Below are 16,741 nucleotides of genomic sequence, written 5' to 3' on the forward strand. Positions count from 1 at the left end.
AAACGGCTTGGCTCCGTTAGAATACAGAGCGCAAGCCGTTTAAGTGATTTTTATTATTTATCCTGTCTACTTGACGGGGAGCAGTTCAGATTGCCGCGTCTCCTTCTTTTATTATTCAGGAAATATGAAGTCGGATGACCTCGTCATGCAGTTCCACCTGACCACCGATCGGGAATGTGAATAAAGGACTCGTATGTCCGAAGTCGACATTCGCAAGCACTGGTACATGCTCTAGGAATGGATAGAGCGAAATCAGATATCGCAGATGCTCTTCCGTCATCTTCGTTGCGAGTTGGAAGCGCCCGAAGACGATCCCGCGAACCGTCTCCGCACCTGGTTGCGCCATCAACGAGGCGAAATCACGGGCAAACGTCGCTGGATGGACTTCGTAATCGTCTTCAAGGAATAAGATCGCATCCCGTAAATCAGGGAAGTGCGGTGTGCCTTGCAGAAGGTTCAACGTACAAAGGTTTCCACCAAGCAGTCGACCGCTCGCTTGTCCCGGCGATAAGAGAAGTGGACCTTTATTCGGTAACGTGATGACGTGTCCACGATCAGAATCCCGCCAATGGACAGAGGGCTTAATCGTAACGGGTTCTGTTCCAAACAATACTTGCTTGAAGTAATCGATCGTATAGGCGTCGCGATCACGGAAAGCCCGTAACATTGGTCCCGAGTACGTCACTAAGCCGGTATTCGTTAGAATGGCGTGACTGAGTGCTGTGATATCGGAGAAGCCACAAAGGATTTTCGGATGTGTCCGAATCAATTCGTAGTCGAGTAAGTCGACAAGTTCATTCGTACTGAACCCACCACGAACGCACAGAATCGCATCAACGTTCGGATCAGCGAACGCGGCATGGAGGTCTGCGACGCGTAACTCCGGATCACTGGAACCGAACGGATTGACGGCACGCGCATGTTGACTGATCGAAACACGTAATCCAAGTGATTCGAGGGTCTGGATCGCACCATCGATGATCTTCATCTCGACCGTCGAGAGGCTTGAGGCTGGTGCGATTAAGCGGACATGAGAACCATCCGTCAACTTCTTCGGCGTTAACGTCGGCAGGTGGGCAGCGATGATCTCCAAACGATTACCGAAGGGATCAGCTGTGAAGAAACGACGACGTGGCGCAAGGCGTGTGTCATGCTCAACCGGATAACCGGCAGCTTGAAGAGCATCGCTCAACGCTTCGAACGCAGCGACGGTTAATCCAGGATGCGCTTTTTTAGCAGGGGAGAATGGCTCCTCGATGCCGAGATGAAGTGCTGCACCATGATCTTCGAACCAGACACCACCACTGGCTTGAACACCAGCCGGTTTTTCGACTTCCTTCATATGTAAAAGCCCGGCATAAAATGCACGGGCGCGATCTTCTTCGTTTTTCGGCATAGCGAGCTGGACATGATCTAACATGAAGACACTTCCTTTACGAATGAGATTCAAGCAACGAACTGGGTGATCCGTTTTAGTTCACGTTCGACGAGGTTCAAGTAGAAAACACCTTCGATTCGGCGATCGAGAGACTGTGCAGTCTCATAGAGATTCGTCCGAAGCGCTGCGAGATACGACGCTTCCTCACCAAGTGATTGACGATGGGCGAACGCATAGTGAGCGAGTAGGAACTGAAGATATCCACGATCAGTCAAGAACGGGATCAATTGTTTTTTCTCTTCCATCGACCAAGTATAATTCGTATCATAATACATCTTCGCATACAGGTGATACGGTTCGTCACCGCCTGTAAAGAGGGTTTCACCCCGTTTGACTTCTTCGATCAAGCGTTCGCTCCAATCGAAGCGTTCTTTTTTGCGACTGAGGAACAACGGTAGGATGTATGGATGAGCCTGATCCGGCATCCGCGAGCAACCGCGTTCATGCCGCAGTGCTGCATAAAGTAGCAAGGCACGATCTTCGAAGCCACGATCAATCGCATACGTCATCCGGCTGAATGCTTCACAGGACGGGCAATCACTGAGTTCGTCACTTGGCGCGTCAACCCATTCCGATAGATAATGATCGGCCTGTTCCTCGTCACCGAGTTTGCTGTAGACCATGAAGCTGATATAGTCACGTGTTCGAATAAAGCCATGCGCGTCACAGAAGTCGATGAAACGGTCGAGGTCTTCTTCGAGAAGCGAGACCGTCACATCTTCTTGTTCTGCCATATAGATCAAGTAGGACTTGTAGTTCCAGTACAAATCAAGTTCTTGTTTGGGAGTCAGTGTCATCTCATCTTTTCGGATCCATTCCATCAAGAGCGTGAAGGACACGAGAAACGACCGGAAATGTCCTAAATCAAATTGATTTTGTGAAAATGCCCATAAGGAGAGGAAGCGGAGTGAATCATCAGCTGTTTCCTCAAAGATGGCCCATAAGGCCTCACCGCGTGCAACGGAGGGTTCTTCTTCCTTTAAGCGAAGATATAAGAGATGGAGTTCTTCTTGAGGGTTCATCTGTACCCCTCCTTTCTTATATAAGTATACCACGAGCGTTTTGAGAAATCGCAATTGAGCGAGGATGGAATAAAAAAAGATTCCGAACCGGCTCAATCGCGGTTCGGAATCATTTCAAGTATTTGTGGATGAGTATCAGCTGTCGGATGTAGCAAATTATGTACCGTGTAACTATTGAGTACTTGATGGAACGCCGCAATGGCATCATCGAAGGCATCACGTGCCGGATTGAGCGAAGGGACCTCGTGAATGCCTTCTTGCGGATCGAGAAAATGAACGGTTGGTTCAAACAGTTGTACGACGTCACCGATATGAATTGCATCTGGAGGACCTGCTAAGCGGAAACCACCTCCACGACCACGGACAGAATCAATCAGACCACTCTGCCCTAAACGATAGACTACTTTCATTAAATGATTCTTAGAAATGTCGTAACAATCCGCTACTTCCTGGATTCGGACTAAACGATCGGGGTGAGCTGCTGCGAACAGCAGGGACCGAATCGCGTAATCCGTATAACGTGTCATGCGCATTTTCATCACCTACTTAACACACATACTAGGGGGCGACGCAAGCATTATCAACTCTCAATGTGCAAAAAATAAGATGCATTTTACAGATTGTTTTTATGAGGCGATTATCGCATAATGGACGGTGAAAGGTAGGTTAAATTATGCATTTCGATCAGGCATTACACCTTTTGCAACAGCTCGGTCCATCGATGGAGCAAAAGGGATTGCGGATCGCGACGCGCTTCTATGACTCGCTCGAGGCGACGTATGAAGAAGAATTGCGCGCGCTTCGAGAAGCGGGGGCTCAGGACGGAACTCGCGCATTACGGATTTTACGCCTGAGTCAATTATTGAATCAGATTACTAACCAACATGAATCGAGTGAACTGTTTAAATTGATTTTATTGAACGAAATCAATCAGACGAAATCGTTTCTGCTGACATACCCGGACATCATCAGTCATGAAATTCTAAAAGCCATCCAGATTGAATATGCGCTAGCGGAAGATGCGCCGTTGCTTCAAGCATGGGCAATTGTTCACCATCAACTCGTCGATACGTGTCGGCATTTTTGTAAATACCGCCATGCCGAGAACTGGCGCCAACAAGATATCTTGTTGATTGCGGAAGATCATCACCTCGGGTCCGTCATCGATGAAGCCCGGCATGCGCTCCTGAGTGGTCGAAAAACGACATTGTTACATGTCTCAGCTGAGGAACTGGCAGAACGCATGTTAGCGAATGTCGTATCCTTGACGATGAAAGGCATGGTCGTTCACCACATTCGTCGAGAAGGATGGGAACAACAGATGCACGAATTCTTGACGATGATCACGGCGAATGATCCGATCGTCTTCGTCAGTGGATCGACGAATTTTATTGAAGAAATCCAGCAACGACTCGATCCGTTACCGGTCCTGTTCGGTCCGTTCGTAGCGGCCAATCAATTACCCTCTTAACGAGAAAAGCGATGTGTAACGCTCTGACAAAAGTCGGAGCATGACACATCGCTTTTTTAGCTTTAAGCTGATTTCGTTAAACGCTTCGCGCGTTGGATCGATCGGTCGAGTGCGAGATAGATACCACCGGAGACACAGCAGAGCAGTCCGATGAATGCTAGGGCAAAGTCACCTTTTCCGGAATCAAGGAACAACGATCCGAGAAGCGGTGCGGTGACGCCGCCAATCAACCACTGGAGACTCGCAGCACCATTGTACGTTCCGCGGAGATGTTCCGGGGCGATCAAAGCGATGAACGTCATCTGCACAGGAGACATGATCATCTCACCGAGCGTATAGAATGCATAGATTGCAAGCAGGATCGTCACGAGCACGACATAGTCCGTTCCAAGAGAGAACAGGTAAGACGGCACGAATGCGAGGAAAATCATGCCGATTCCAAAGATCGATGCGCCGAGCAACATGACTTTTCCGAATGCTTTGCCGGACAAGCGAGCAGCGATCGGGAACTGGAACAAGACAACCATGATTCCGTTTAATGCCATCAAGTAAGGGAACGGATTTTGTTTCGTCGGTAAACCTGGTAGTGCTTCCTTCAAGAAGACCGGTAACATACTCTCAACGAGGGCAAATCCCATCGAGATGAAGACACCCGCACCGATGAAGATTAAAAAGACATGGTCCTTCCGTAACACGGTGAGTGGGGACACTTTGACTTCGTCTGTCTTTTCAATATACTCCGGTTTCGTTTCTTCGATGAAGAAGTAGAGAACGAGTCCGTACAGGAAAAAGACGAAAGCGGCAGAGTAGAAGATGAGTGAACGGTCAACGAACAGGACGGCACTTCCGAGCAGTGGACCGAATGCTGCCCCGACGTTATGTCCCATCCGCAGCAGACCGAACGATTCGTTCAGGCGTTCTGGTGGCGTGACGTCAGCGACCATCGCGCTTGCCGCCGGATGGAACAGTGAACTGGATAAACCGAGCAGCGCGTTCAAAGCGAGAAGCGGTCCGAATGAATCGGCGAACGAGAAGCCGATTAGCGCAATGACATCCCCGATGATCGAGAGGACCATCAGTGGTTTTCGACCGAATTTATCAGCGAAATGACCACCGAGGACGGCGCCGACGAGTGACATGATCGGTCCGGTCGCCATGATGACACCGACCAAAAAGTAGGAATCGAGACGATCCGCATAATACAGAACTAAAAATGGTGCAATCATGAACATCATGATTCCCGTGATCGTTTCCCCGACGAACCGGATCCAGATGTTGCGATCAAGCTGTTTGAGTGCGTTAAACATAGTGAAAACCCCTTATATTCCGTTTTTAGACAATAGAAAAGACGGATACGCACAAATATGGGCATACCCGTCCTAATATAAGAGGGCAGCATGTACGTATACGCATACGCACACCCTGCTTAATTAAAAATTAAACGATTGGGTGACGTACAGTTGTAGCCGATACAAAGACAGTGTGGACAGATGTCCGGGCTTGATGGAATACCATTGTACGTCTCCTCCTTCTGTAATAGTGAACTTCCTAGTCATCGTAAAGAAGAAGTAGAAGAACTGTCAACTTTAAATCTGAAAATTAAGTCAATGAAGTGAAATGGACGAGACCTTGAAAATTCGGTATGATAGACTAGTTGCGAAAAAGATTGATCGGACTTTTGAATATATCGGTGAAAGGAACTACCATACATGACAAACATTCTACAAACGGAAGTCGAAAAGCGTCGGATTTTCGGCATCATTTCCCACCCGGATGCGGGTAAGACGACATTAACTGAAAAATTCCTCCTACACGGAGGGGCAATCCGTGAGGCAGGTTCTGTCAAGGCACGGAAAAACTCGAAATTCGCGAAATCGGACTGGATGGAAATCGAAAAACAACGCGGAATCTCTGTTACGTCTTCGGTCATGCAATTCGAATACGATAAAAAAATCGTTTCGATCATGGATACACCAGGTCACTCCGACTTCGGTGAAGATACGTACCGGATCCTGACAGCTGTTGACTCAGCAATCATGGTCATCGATGCAGCGAAAGGGATCGAGTCGCAAACGAAGAAACTGTTCCAAGTTTGTCGGATGCGCGGGATTCCAATCTTTACGTTCATCAACAAGATGGACCGTCAAGCACGTGATCCACTCGAATTGATGGAAGAACTTGAAGAAGTACTCGGCATTCCGTCGGTTGCTGTGACGTGGCCAGCTGGGTCGGGTCAACAGTTCGAAGGGGTCTACGACCGCGTCAAAGGACAATTCCATTGTTTCAAGAACGATCGTAGGTCGATCGAACTCGGTGAGGAAGGTCTCGCGAACGAAGAACTCGCGACGACGATCAACTCGGAAATGTACGAGACGTTGATGGATGAAGTCGACTTACTCGACGGCGCAGGTAACGAATACAATGAAGAATTGATTGCAAAAGGCGAATTGACTCCGGTCTTCTTCGGATCAGCACTCGTTGATTTCGGTGTCACACCACTTCTTGAACATTACTTGAACCTGTCTCCTTCACCGACACCACGTGAGTCGAACAAAGGGAAGGTCGAACCGGCGCAAGACTTCTTCAGTGGTTTCGTCTTCAAGATTCAAGCAAACATGAACCCGAACCACCGTGACCGGATCGCGTTCGTCCGTATTTGTACGGGTAAGTTTGATCGTGGAATGGACGTCGTCCTGACACGGACAGGGAAAAAGATGAAGCTGTCGCAATCGACACAATTCATGGCAGATGAGCGTGAAACGGTTAACGAAGCGTTCGCGGGAGACGTCATCGGGCTATACGATTCAGGCAACTATCAAATCGGCGATACGATCACGAATGGTGATCCATCACTCCAATATGAAGCACTCCCAACGTTCGCACCGGAACTCTTCTTGAAGGTCTATACGAAAAACGCCTTGAAGTCGAAACAGTTCCAAAAAGGTGTCGAGCAGCTCGCGCAAGAAGGCGCGATCCAAGTCTACAAGACGGAATACAACGAAATCATTCTCGGAGCAATCGGACAACTCCAATTCGAAGTCTTCGAGCACCGGCTCAAAGGTGAGTATGGCGTTGATATCTTGAAGGATGCTGCGAACTTCCAAGTCGCGAAGTGGATCAAGCCGGCTGAAGTTGCTGCTGTCAAACAATTGACGGATTCACGGACGGTGCTCGTCTACGACCGCTGGGAAAATGCTGTATTGCTGTTTGCGAACGATTTCGTTTACGAGCGATTCGTTCAGAAAAACGAAGGAACGATCACATTGGTCGATTCACCGCAACAACTCTAAGTTTTTTAACGGACTACTTTCCGAAGTGGTCCGTTTTTTCGTTCCTGAAATCTCGTTTGAGGCCAAGCGAACAAGGGTAAAAATAGAGCGTGTTTGAATTCATATGAAAAAGGACGGTGTCATGTGATGGCGAAACGGTTTGTTGGGATCTATCAGGATCAATCGAGTCTGGAACGAAAAATCGAGGAATTGAAACACCAAGGACATCATGATTCAGATTTTTCTGTCGTGGGTCGTGATGACGCGGCAGACGAAGCATCAGGTGCGAGTTGGATTGATCAAGTCAAATCAACGTTTTCTAAAGAACCACCGCTCCGTGAGACATTAAAACGTGTCGGACATTCGGATGATGAGGCAGAACGGCACTACGCGGAAGTCGAGCGCGGCGGTCTTGCATTGTTCGTCAAGGATCGAGATCACGACCATGATCATGACCACGATCACCATCATGACCACGATCACCATCATGACCATGACCACGACCATCGGCACGATGATAACAAGGTCGAAAATCCGGGGAACAATGCCTACGAGAGCAATCACCGTGAAGATGGTGAGAAGAGCGACCGGGCGAAATGGAAAGCAGACGATCTCGACTAATACCTAGAAGTGAAGGCACCGATGACGGTGATCTTCACTTTTTTTCTCGCGTCCGGAGTCGCAAAGCGAGATGTCTGAGGAATCGAGGTGCTATACTGAGAGCATCGAAGAGGTGATAAGACATGAAAAAAATAGTGACAGCTTTAGCAGGAATTGGTCTTGCGAGCGCTTGGTTCATCAACCGATACCCGGTGTTCGGGAAACGACCAAGTCGTGCAGAACGGCGAAGTTTCGAACGATCAGACCGTTTTGTCGACGGGAAGTTCAAAAATGAGATGGATTTTCAGTTGAAGATGGAATGGGACTCGATGAAAAGCATTTTAAAGGATTACGGACGAAACATTCCAAATCTGCGTCCTGTCAAAGCGTTACCGACGCTTCCGTATCAGCGACGTCAAGACGATAGTGAAGCACCACGCGTCACATGGTTCGGACATTCGGCATTTTTAATCGAACTCGATGGACAAACGATTTTCTTTGATCCGATGCTCGGGCGCGCACCATCACCGTTCCCCAAACTGGGTGGAGGACGTTTTCAAACGACGCAGACGGTTGATCTCGAACGCTTGCCGTTGATTGATGTCGTCGTCTATTCACATGATCATTATGATCATCTCGATTATCCATCCGTCCTTGCCTTGAAAAATCGAGTCGGTCGTTTCATCGTGCCGCTCGGGGTCGGTAGTCGTCTCCGTGGATGGGGCGTCTCGGCTGAGCGAATCACGGAACTCGACTGGCATGAATCGACGCAGGTCGGCAGTATCAAACTGACAGCCGCTCCGTCTCGTCATTATTCAGGGCGAAATGGTCTCGATCAGTTTTCGACGCTATGGGCGTCATGGGTGATCGAAGGCTCGCAAAAGGTCTTCTTTAGTGGCGACAGTGGTTATGGTCCACACTTCAAAGCAATCGGTGAACAATATGGTCCGTTTGACCTGACGATGATGGAATGTGGGCAGTATGATGTTCGATGGTCCAATTCGCACATGTTACCGGAACAAACCGTTCAAGCACATCGTGATGTCAAAGGACGTGTCCTGATGCCGATACACTGGTCTGCCTTCATCCTTGCGTTTCATGCCTGGTTCGAACCGGTCGAACGGTTGCTCAAGGAAGCGAAACGTGACGAGATTTCGGTTCTGACACCGATGATCGGGGAAAGTGTGACACCCGAGAGCACGACACGAAAATGGTGGCGGGAAGTGCGTTGAGTAAAATAGCTTTTTGATTTTAATTGAATGAAATGATAAAAAAGTAGCCTTTTCGAATCACATCGAAAAGGCTACTTTTTTAGGTGAATAAACGGACGAGATGTTCATCCTCGACCCTTACAGGAAAGCGAGAATGATGACGTCGTCCGGTCGTACAATACCATTTAGCTCGCCAATCGATCTGCTTGTTTCGCATTGCGAGAACGTACTTTTTCGACGATCTCGAAACCGAGCACAAGCATCGTTCCGACGAGCAACCCGTTACTGAGGAATGGGCGAAGCGTCAAAGGTAGAACTTCAGCGATGACGGTCGATTGCAACAAGATACTGATGCCGATGACGGCACTGATCGCAAACGCATGGCGGCGACGGCTGTTCTCCATGTTACTTTCCGCTGACTGCCAGGCAATCAAGAACATGTGCGGCAATGTCGCAAGCAACGCGGCACTCGCGACGCTACGCGGTAATGTCGCGATGATTCCGATCAAGCTTGGGAAGAACCCGATCAGTGCGATGACGAGTGAGGCAATCAAGAACGGGCGACGTTTCCGGCTACCAGTTTGCGCGATGAAACCACTCGTGATGGGTAACGGCACCGGCACAAGCGTCGAGAAAGTAGCAGCGAGTAAATGAATGACGCCTTCGATGGATAATCCTTGGTGCAGACGACCTTGTTTTTGAAGCGTCGCTTCGACGGCACTTAAAGCGGCGATCAAATTGACGACGAGCAAGATCGCGAACGGAATCGCGACAAGGAATGCACTGCCGTCAAACTGCGGCCATCCAAACGGTAACGCTTGCGGTGGTGCAAACAAACTTGACGACGTAGGAAGTGACGGACGGCTGACGAGCCAACCAACGATGATCCCGATCATCAAGGCAAACGGGCGTAAGCGACTCGGTCCGAATTGGCTGAGTCCGAGCACGAGCAAGAACGTGATGATCCCGGCGAGACGTGTTGCTTCGACGGCGAGGACGGCACCAAGCATGACACCTGTCAATTGAATACATAATAAGAGCAAAAATGTTCCGCTGACGAGCGGTGTGAAAACAGGTAATAAGTATTTCGTCCATCCTGTCAAACCAAGGATGATGAGGACAACACCAGCAATGACGACAGCTGCCATCGCAATCGTAAAGGCTGTTTTTGAATCGACCGGTAAGGCGGCGATGACGACGAAAATACTGACCCATGATCCGGCAGGTCCCGATACGATCGGAAGCCGGTGGCCGACAGCGCCATGTAGGAAACAGGCAATCCCGCCTACAAAGAACGACCGTTGGACAAGGGCAGCTGTCTCGACTGAGGAGAGGTCGAACAGACTGGCGACGACGATTGGTAAGGCAATCGTGTTCGCGAGTAAAAAGACGATCCACTGGAAGGTAGAAGTCGTTTGTTTCATGAAAAAGCTCCTTTCTTTAACTTCAGATATTCCTGCATCATAGCATATGATTGATGTTATGATTCATATATCTTTATACATGAAAACATATGAAAGAGATGATGAATGTGGATTTACGTCAGTATCGTTATTTTTGTGCGGTCGTCGAGGAACAATCCGTTACGCGGGCGGCAGAGCGCTTACGGATGGCACAACCTGCCTTAACCCAGCAAATCCGGCGGATGGAAGAAGAACTCGGAGTTCGTCTGATCGAGCGGGCAGGACGTGGGATCAGGATTACCCCAAGCGGCAACCGCTTATATGAACGAGCGGTTTCGTTGTTGCAGTTCGAGCAGGAGACGCGAATGGAAGTGAGCGACATCGAAGCCGGTCGAACGGGGATCTTGCGGATTGGTGTCAACACGTTATCTGCCAGTCGGCTCGTCGAATGGATCGAACAGATGAAACGACGACATCCTGGCATTATCTTACAAGTCCACCAAGGAGAATCGAGTGCGCTCATCGAACGGTTGAAAGAGCGGTCGCTTGACGCAGCGTTCGTCCGTCTGCCGATTGATGCGCAAGGGATCTCGATTGAATGGATAGAGGAAGAACCGTTTCATCAAGTCTGGCACCCCGATCACCCGACTGCGGATCTCATCATTCCGAGTCAAGAAGGACTGGGTGTCTTTCAGACGTTAAGTCAACGACTCGGTGTCGTATCGCAAGAAACATGTTCTGATGTCTTGACGCTAATCGGACTCGTCCGTAGTGGACAGGCGGTGACTGTTTTGCCGGAAAGTACGTTGCGGGAACTGGATATGACAGGACTGCACCAGACATACCTACCAGGTGCCGCGAGTACGACAGCCTTCGTCTGGTTGACGGAGGCCGGACCGACGACACTGACAAAACAATTCATTGAAATCATACAAGAAACAGCAGAATAACCAAATGGATAGGATAGATAGGATGGAAAGGAACGATCGTATGAAAACGATTCAAGGCACGTATGGGGAAGCAAAGATTTTCACGGATAACGTCGACGACCTGACGATTAAGCAAGTCACAGCCATGCTAGAGGAACAATTTGCGACAGGTAGTCGCGTTCGAATCATGCCGGATTGCCATGCTGGAAAAGGATCTGTCATCGGAACGACGATGCATGTGACGGACGAGGTCGTACCGAATCTCGTCGGAGTCGATATTGGTTGTGGGATGTTGTGTACACGACTCGCTGAAAAGGGACCAATCGACTTTGCAGAGCTTGACGCAACGATCCAGCGTCTCGTTCCAAGTGGCATGTCGGTACGTCAAAAAGCCCATCCATTATCAGAACAGGTACCATTTGATCAAGTGCTTGCACCGTTCAACGAGACACGGGCACGATTATCGATCGGTACGCTCGGTGGAGGAAATCACTTCATCGAACTGAACCAGGACGCAGCAGGCGAGCTTTATCTTGTGATTCATTCCGGAAGCCGAAATCTTGGGAAAACGATCGCTGAACATTATCAGGCAGAAGCGGAAACGGCACGCTTCCAATTTGATGCGGATCAAGTCATCGGGGAATTAAAGCAAGCGGGGCGTGAGTCGGAGATTCAAGCGACTTTACAGCAATTGAAAGCAACACGCTCTATGTTTAACAAAGACTTAGCATCTGTTTCCGGAGAAACGATGGAGCGCTACCTGCATGATCTCAAGATTGCGCAACGCTACGCCGCACTGAACCGTCAGGCGATGACTCAAGTTATTTTTGAAGCGATGGGGTGGACGGTTGCGGATCAGTTCGATACGATCCACAACTACATCGATCTTGACGCGATGATTCTACGAAAAGGTGCCATCTCTGCGAAAGCGGGTGAGCAGGCAATCATTCCGATGAACATGCGTGACGGCTCTTTGATCGTCGTCGGAAAAGGAAATCCTGATTGGAACTATTCCGCACCACATGGAGCAGGACGTATCATGTCACGATCAAAAGCATTCAAAACAGTTGAACTGGATGCATTTGAAAAGACGATGACCGATGTCTGGTCAAGTTCTGTCGTCGCATCGACGCGTGACGAATCACCGTTCGTCTACAAACCGATGGACGAAATCATCCGTAACACGAAAGAAACAGTCGATGTCGTTGAGATCATTAAACCGCTGTACAACTTTAAGGCAAAATGATGTGTAAGATACTTTCAATATGGGAGGGTACAGTATGAACTATAAGGGGACTATGTTAATTCTGTTTTCAAGTGTGTTTTTAATTGCTGGATGCACGGATGAGGCGGTCACGACGGAACAGAAAAAAGTAGTCAAAACCACTACGCATACGGATCAGAAGACGAATCAGACGAAACATCCCATCTTAAATCCTGTTCAGTATGAAAAGCTGTTCAAGCATATGGATGAACACTTGAAGATGGATCAGTTTCAGTTGAAGAGAAGCACGATAGGTGCAGACTTTACAGCTGTGGATCAATCCTTGAGTTTTGGGAAGAGACGTTGGTTAACGGTTGACGGAACGATTGATACGTCCTCGACACAGGAGGCACTTTATTTTGAAAACCAAAAACAAGATACGCAATTAGCGATCCATTTTGCGTATACGGATCGATACATAGGCAATGATCTGATTCAATATCAATCAAACGGTGATTACGGTGAGCTCCTCATCATCAGCTACAAAAATATCCTCATATCCGTGCAACACAATGCTTTACAGAAAGTCGATTCAGACACGACGCAGGAAGCAGCAAAACAGGTGATCCACGAATTAAAAAACGTTCCCGTTTAAAACGAGAACGTAAAGGAGACAACTCTGATTTGATTAGACCGTACCATCCGGCAATGTCTCACCTGTCCGGCGAATTGTCGCTCCGAGTTCAGCGGCGATCGCATTGACAGCTTCTGAATCTTCGTTGACCTCACTGATCAAGATGACACCGTAATGGTCAGGATCGATTTGATTCAGCGTCCGGTTGAATAAATCAAACGACTCCCGTTCATTCTTCTCATCCCGGTTCGCTCCGATCAAGTAACCAGCAACGGAACCGACGAGCATACCGAACGGACCACCGACGAGACCAATCGCCATGCCAATCAATGAACCTTTGAAGGATTGGTCCTGTTGTGTGAAGTCGATCGCATCGATGAAAGAGAAGCCCTCTGCTTCGTCACGTTTTGCGAGAACCATCTGATCCATCTCGATTTCCTTGATTGCTTCGAGATCCTTAATCATCGCAAAGCCTGTTTTTGCTTTTTCTAAATCACTAAAAATGATTGTCGTAATGACGTGCGTTGCATCGCTTTTATATTTCGCCATAATAAACGCCTCCACAAGAATCGGATATCGTACTACACTTTTTAAGTACCCTGAACATTCTAAATGGAAACGCGAGACTGGAAATATGAAAAAAACAGGACAACAGAATAATTTTTTAATATCGGCAATAAGTAAAACTTATCGAAAGTCTTTTGTTCTTTCAAATTGTAACGGAATCCATATTATACTATGATAGAACTGTACAAGTAAGCGGTATCAGGGGCTTGATGTCGTGAACACTTAAAGGGGGAATCACCATGAAGCAAACAGATGTGTCGCAAGATGTCTTTGGCGCACGCCGTTCGTTTGAAGCAAACGGTAAGAATTATCAGTACTATAGTCTTGAAAAATTGGAAGAACTCGGATTGACAGAAGTCAAACGTCTTCCATACTCGATTCGTGTCCTACTCGAGTCAGTACTTCGTCAACAAGATGGTCGTTCGATCACACGTGAACACGTCGAGAACTTGGCGAAATGGGGAACAGCTCAAGTTTCGAACGATGTCGATGTTCCGTTCAAACCGTCACGCGTCATCCTTCAGGATTTCACAGGTGTTCCAACGGTCGTTGACCTCGCGTCACTTCGTAAAGCGATGCAAGATCTCGGTGGAGACCCATCGGTCATCAACCCAGAAGTACCAGTCGACCTCGTCGTTGACCACTCGGTTCAAGTCGATGCTTACGGTTTTGCTGGAGCACTTGCAGAAAACATGGATCTCGAATTCGAACGTAACGAAGAGCGTTACAAATTACTTCGCTGGGCGACATCGGCATTCGATAACTACCGTGCCGTACCACCAGCAACAGGAATCGTCCACCAAGTTAACCTCGAGTACTTGGCATCTGTCGTCCTTGAAAAGGAAACAGCTGACGGTACAGTTGATGTGTACCCGGATACACTCGTCGGAACAGACTCACACACGACGATGATCAACGGTCTCGGCGTCCTCGGTTGGGGAGTCGGTGGGATCGAAGCGGAAGCGGGCATGCTCGGACAGCCGTCGTTCTTCCCAGTACCTGAAGTCATCGGTGTACGCATCACAGGTGAGATGCACCCAGGAACGACAGCAACAGACGTTGCCCTTCGCGTAACGGAAATGCTCCGTCAAGAGAACGTCGTCGGTAAATTCGTCGAGTTCTTCGGTCCATCACTCCACTTGATGTCATTATCTGACCGGGCAACAATCGCGAACATGGCGCCAGAATACGGTGCGACATGTGGATTCTTCCCAGTCGACACAGAAACATTGACGTACCTTCGTCTGACAGGTCGCGATGAAGAATTGATCGAAAAAGTCGAGAACTACTCGAAAGCAAACGGTTTGTTCTACACGCCACAAAACGAAGATCCAACATTCACGAAAACAGTCGAACTCGATCTTTCAACGATCGTTCCTGCCCTTGCTGGACCAAAACGTCCACAAGACCGGATCGATTTGACGGATGTTCATACATCATTCAAAAAAGCGTTAACGGCTCCACAAGGAAACGCTGGATTCGGCTTAGCGGAAGAAGAAGCGAACAAAGTCGCTGTCGTTCAATTCGAAGACGAAGCAGTTGAAATGCGTACGGGTGACGTCGCAATCGCTGCGATCACGAGCTGTACGAACACATCCAACCCATACGTCATGATCGGTGCGGGACTCGTCGCGAAAAAAGCGATCGAACTCGGTCTATCGGTTCCGAAATACGTCAAGACATCACTTGCGCCAGGATCGAAGGTCGTTACGGATTACCTCGAGAAATCAGGACTCCAAACGTACCTTGACGAACTCGGCTTCAACACAGTCGGTTACGGCTGTACGACATGTATCGGTAACTCCGGTCCACTCGACCGCGCTGTCGAAGACGCGATCCTCGGTTCAGACTTACTCGTTTCGTCTGTCCTCTCCGGAAACCGTAACTTCGAAGGTCGTGTCCACCCGCTCGTCAAAGCGAACTACTTGGCTTCACCGCCACTCGTCGTCGCGTATGCACTTGCAGGAACAGTCGACGTCGATATCATGAACGCGTCACTCGGAACAGGCAAAGACGGACAAGAAGTCTTCTTTGCTGACATCTGGCCTTCACGTGATGAGATCCAAACGATCATCAACACGGTCGTCACACCAGAAAGCTTCCGTGCAGAATACGATTCAGTCTTCACAGGAAACGAACGTTGGAACAACCTTGACGTGCCAACAGGCGATCAGTACGACTTCGACGGTGAGTCGACGTACATCCAAAACCCACCGTTCTTCGAGAACTTGGCGAAGGAAGCTGGTCAAGTCGAAGCACTCAACGGACTCCGTGTCTTCGGTAAGTTCGCTGATTCAGTCACAACGGACCACATCTCACCAGCGGGTTCATTCTCGAAAACGACACCAGCCGGTCAATACCTCGTCAACAAAGGGGTTGCACCAAAAGACTTCAACTCATACGGTTCACGTCGTGGTAACCACGAAATCATGATGCGCGGAACGTTCGCGAACATCCGCATCCGTAACCAAGTCGCACCAGGTACAGAAGGTGGCTTCACGACGTACTGGCCAACAGGCGAAACGATGGCGATGTACGATGCTGCGATGAAGTACAAAGAAGATGGCACAGGTCTCGTCATCCTAGCTGGTAAAGATTACGGTATGGGTTCTTCGCGTGACTGGGCAGCAAAAGGAACGAACTTGCTCGGCGTCAAAGCTGTCATCGCGGAGAGCTTCGAGCGGATTCACCGTTCAAACCTCGTCATGATGGGTGTTCTTCCACTGCAATACGTGGCAGGCACGACAGCTGAAACACTTGGTTTAACAGGTGAAGAAGCGATCAGCATCGCAATCGATGAGTCTGTTCGTCCACGTGACATCGTTAAAGTCACAGCGACAGCGGCAGACGGAAAAGTCACTGAGTTTGAAGCGATCGCTCGTTTCGATTCAGAAGTCGACATCGATTACTACCGTCACGGCGGGATCCTTCCAATGGTCCTTCGTGAGCGTCTCCAACAAGCATAAGTTGTCTAATCAAAGGTGGGGGAAACC

Annotated in this window: 14 protein-coding genes; 8 read left to right on the forward strand and 6 right to left on the reverse strand. The window is 48.9% G+C overall.

Going from position 1 to position 16,741, the window contains the following annotated elements:
* Window positions 1-115 precede the first annotated feature (115 nt).
* From KNQ15_RS11290 to KNQ15_RS11300, 3 genes are all read right to left on the reverse strand, one after another.
* Window positions 116-1,420, reverse strand: a complete 1,305-nt coding sequence (locus KNQ15_RS11290) for a VOC family protein (protein ID WP_214729505.1) — start codon at window positions 1,418-1,420, stop codon at window positions 116-118.
* A 26-nt stretch (window positions 1,421-1,446) separates the two neighbouring features.
* Entirely contained in the window at window positions 1,447-2,460 is a 1,014-nt protein-coding gene (locus KNQ15_RS11295; RefSeq protein WP_214729507.1) for a hypothetical protein, read from the reverse strand.
* Window positions 2,461-2,552: 92 nt separating this feature from the next.
* A complete protein-coding gene (locus KNQ15_RS11300; protein WP_214729509.1) occupies window positions 2,553-2,993 on the reverse strand; it encodes an RrF2 family transcriptional regulator in 441 nt (146 codons plus the stop codon).
* 140 nt (window positions 2,994-3,133) lie between these two features.
* Here KNQ15_RS11300 and KNQ15_RS11305 point away from each other — a divergent pair, with 140 nt between their 5' ends.
* A complete protein-coding gene (locus KNQ15_RS11305; RefSeq protein WP_214729511.1) occupies window positions 3,134-3,931 on the forward strand; it encodes a hypothetical protein in 798 nt (265 codons plus the stop codon).
* 62 nt (window positions 3,932-3,993) lie between these two features.
* Here KNQ15_RS11305 and KNQ15_RS11310 read toward each other — a convergent pair whose 3' ends face one another.
* Complete coding sequence (locus KNQ15_RS11310) at window positions 3,994-5,238, reverse strand: MDR family MFS transporter (protein ID WP_214729513.1); 1,245 nt, start codon at window positions 5,236-5,238, stop codon at window positions 3,994-3,996.
* 402 nt (window positions 5,239-5,640) lie between these two features.
* Between KNQ15_RS11310 and KNQ15_RS11315 the strand changes: the two genes are divergently transcribed.
* The 3 genes from KNQ15_RS11315 (at window position 5,641) to KNQ15_RS11325 (ending at window position 9,032) form a co-directional block, all read left to right on the forward strand.
* Complete coding sequence (locus tag KNQ15_RS11315; protein WP_214729515.1) at window positions 5,641-7,221, forward strand: peptide chain release factor 3; 1,581 nt, start codon at window positions 5,641-5,643, stop codon at window positions 7,219-7,221.
* 126 nt (window positions 7,222-7,347) lie between these two features.
* Entirely contained in the window at window positions 7,348-7,821 is a 474-nt protein-coding gene (locus tag KNQ15_RS11320) for a general stress protein (RefSeq protein ID WP_214729517.1), read from the forward strand.
* Between the two features lie 122 nt (window positions 7,822-7,943).
* Window positions 7,944-9,032 (forward strand): MBL fold metallo-hydrolase, encoded by a 1,089-nt coding sequence (locus KNQ15_RS11325; RefSeq protein WP_214729519.1) that lies wholly within the window; start codon window positions 7,944-7,946, stop codon window positions 9,030-9,032.
* Between the two features lie 164 nt (window positions 9,033-9,196).
* On the opposite strand, the gene KNQ15_RS11330 is transcribed toward KNQ15_RS11325, so the two are convergent.
* Window positions 9,197-10,435 carry a purine/pyrimidine permease gene (locus KNQ15_RS11330; protein ID WP_214729521.1) on the reverse strand — a complete coding sequence of 413 codons (1,239 nt, stop codon included), beginning with the start codon at window positions 10,433-10,435 and terminating at the stop codon, window positions 9,197-9,199.
* A gap of 107 nt (window positions 10,436-10,542) precedes the next feature.
* Here KNQ15_RS11330 and KNQ15_RS11335 point away from each other — a divergent pair, with 107 nt between their 5' ends.
* The 3 genes from KNQ15_RS11335 to KNQ15_RS11345 are packed head-to-tail and all read left to right on the forward strand — an operon-like array spanning window position 10,543 to window position 13,202.
* Window positions 10,543-11,364 (forward strand): LysR family transcriptional regulator, encoded by an 822-nt coding sequence (locus KNQ15_RS11335; RefSeq protein WP_214729523.1) that lies wholly within the window; start codon window positions 10,543-10,545, stop codon window positions 11,362-11,364.
* A gap of 40 nt (window positions 11,365-11,404) precedes the next feature.
* Window positions 11,405-12,589, forward strand: a complete 1,185-nt coding sequence (locus tag KNQ15_RS11340) for an RtcB family protein (protein ID WP_214729525.1) — start codon at window positions 11,405-11,407, stop codon at window positions 12,587-12,589.
* Between the two features lie 34 nt (window positions 12,590-12,623).
* Window positions 12,624-13,202 carry a hypothetical protein gene (locus tag KNQ15_RS11345; protein ID WP_214729527.1) on the forward strand — a complete coding sequence of 193 codons (579 nt, stop codon included), beginning with the start codon at window positions 12,624-12,626 and terminating at the stop codon, window positions 13,200-13,202.
* 33 nt (window positions 13,203-13,235) lie between these two features.
* On the opposite strand, the gene KNQ15_RS11350 is transcribed toward KNQ15_RS11345, so the two are convergent.
* Window positions 13,236-13,730 carry a hypothetical protein gene (locus KNQ15_RS11350; protein ID WP_214729529.1) on the reverse strand — a complete coding sequence of 165 codons (495 nt, stop codon included), beginning with the start codon at window positions 13,728-13,730 and terminating at the stop codon, window positions 13,236-13,238.
* 257 nt (window positions 13,731-13,987) lie between these two features.
* Between KNQ15_RS11350 and acnA the strand changes: the two genes are divergently transcribed.
* Window positions 13,988-16,714 carry an aconitate hydratase AcnA gene (gene acnA, locus KNQ15_RS11355; protein WP_023467797.1) on the forward strand — a complete coding sequence of 909 codons (2,727 nt, stop codon included), beginning with the start codon at window positions 13,988-13,990 and terminating at the stop codon, window positions 16,712-16,714.
* The last annotated feature ends 27 nt before the right edge of the window (window positions 16,715-16,741 follow it).

The organism is Exiguobacterium sp. s168 (genome assembly GCF_018619035.1).
In the GTDB taxonomy this organism is placed as follows: Bacteria; Bacillota; Bacilli; order Exiguobacteriales; family Exiguobacteriaceae; genus Exiguobacterium_A; species Exiguobacterium_A acetylicum.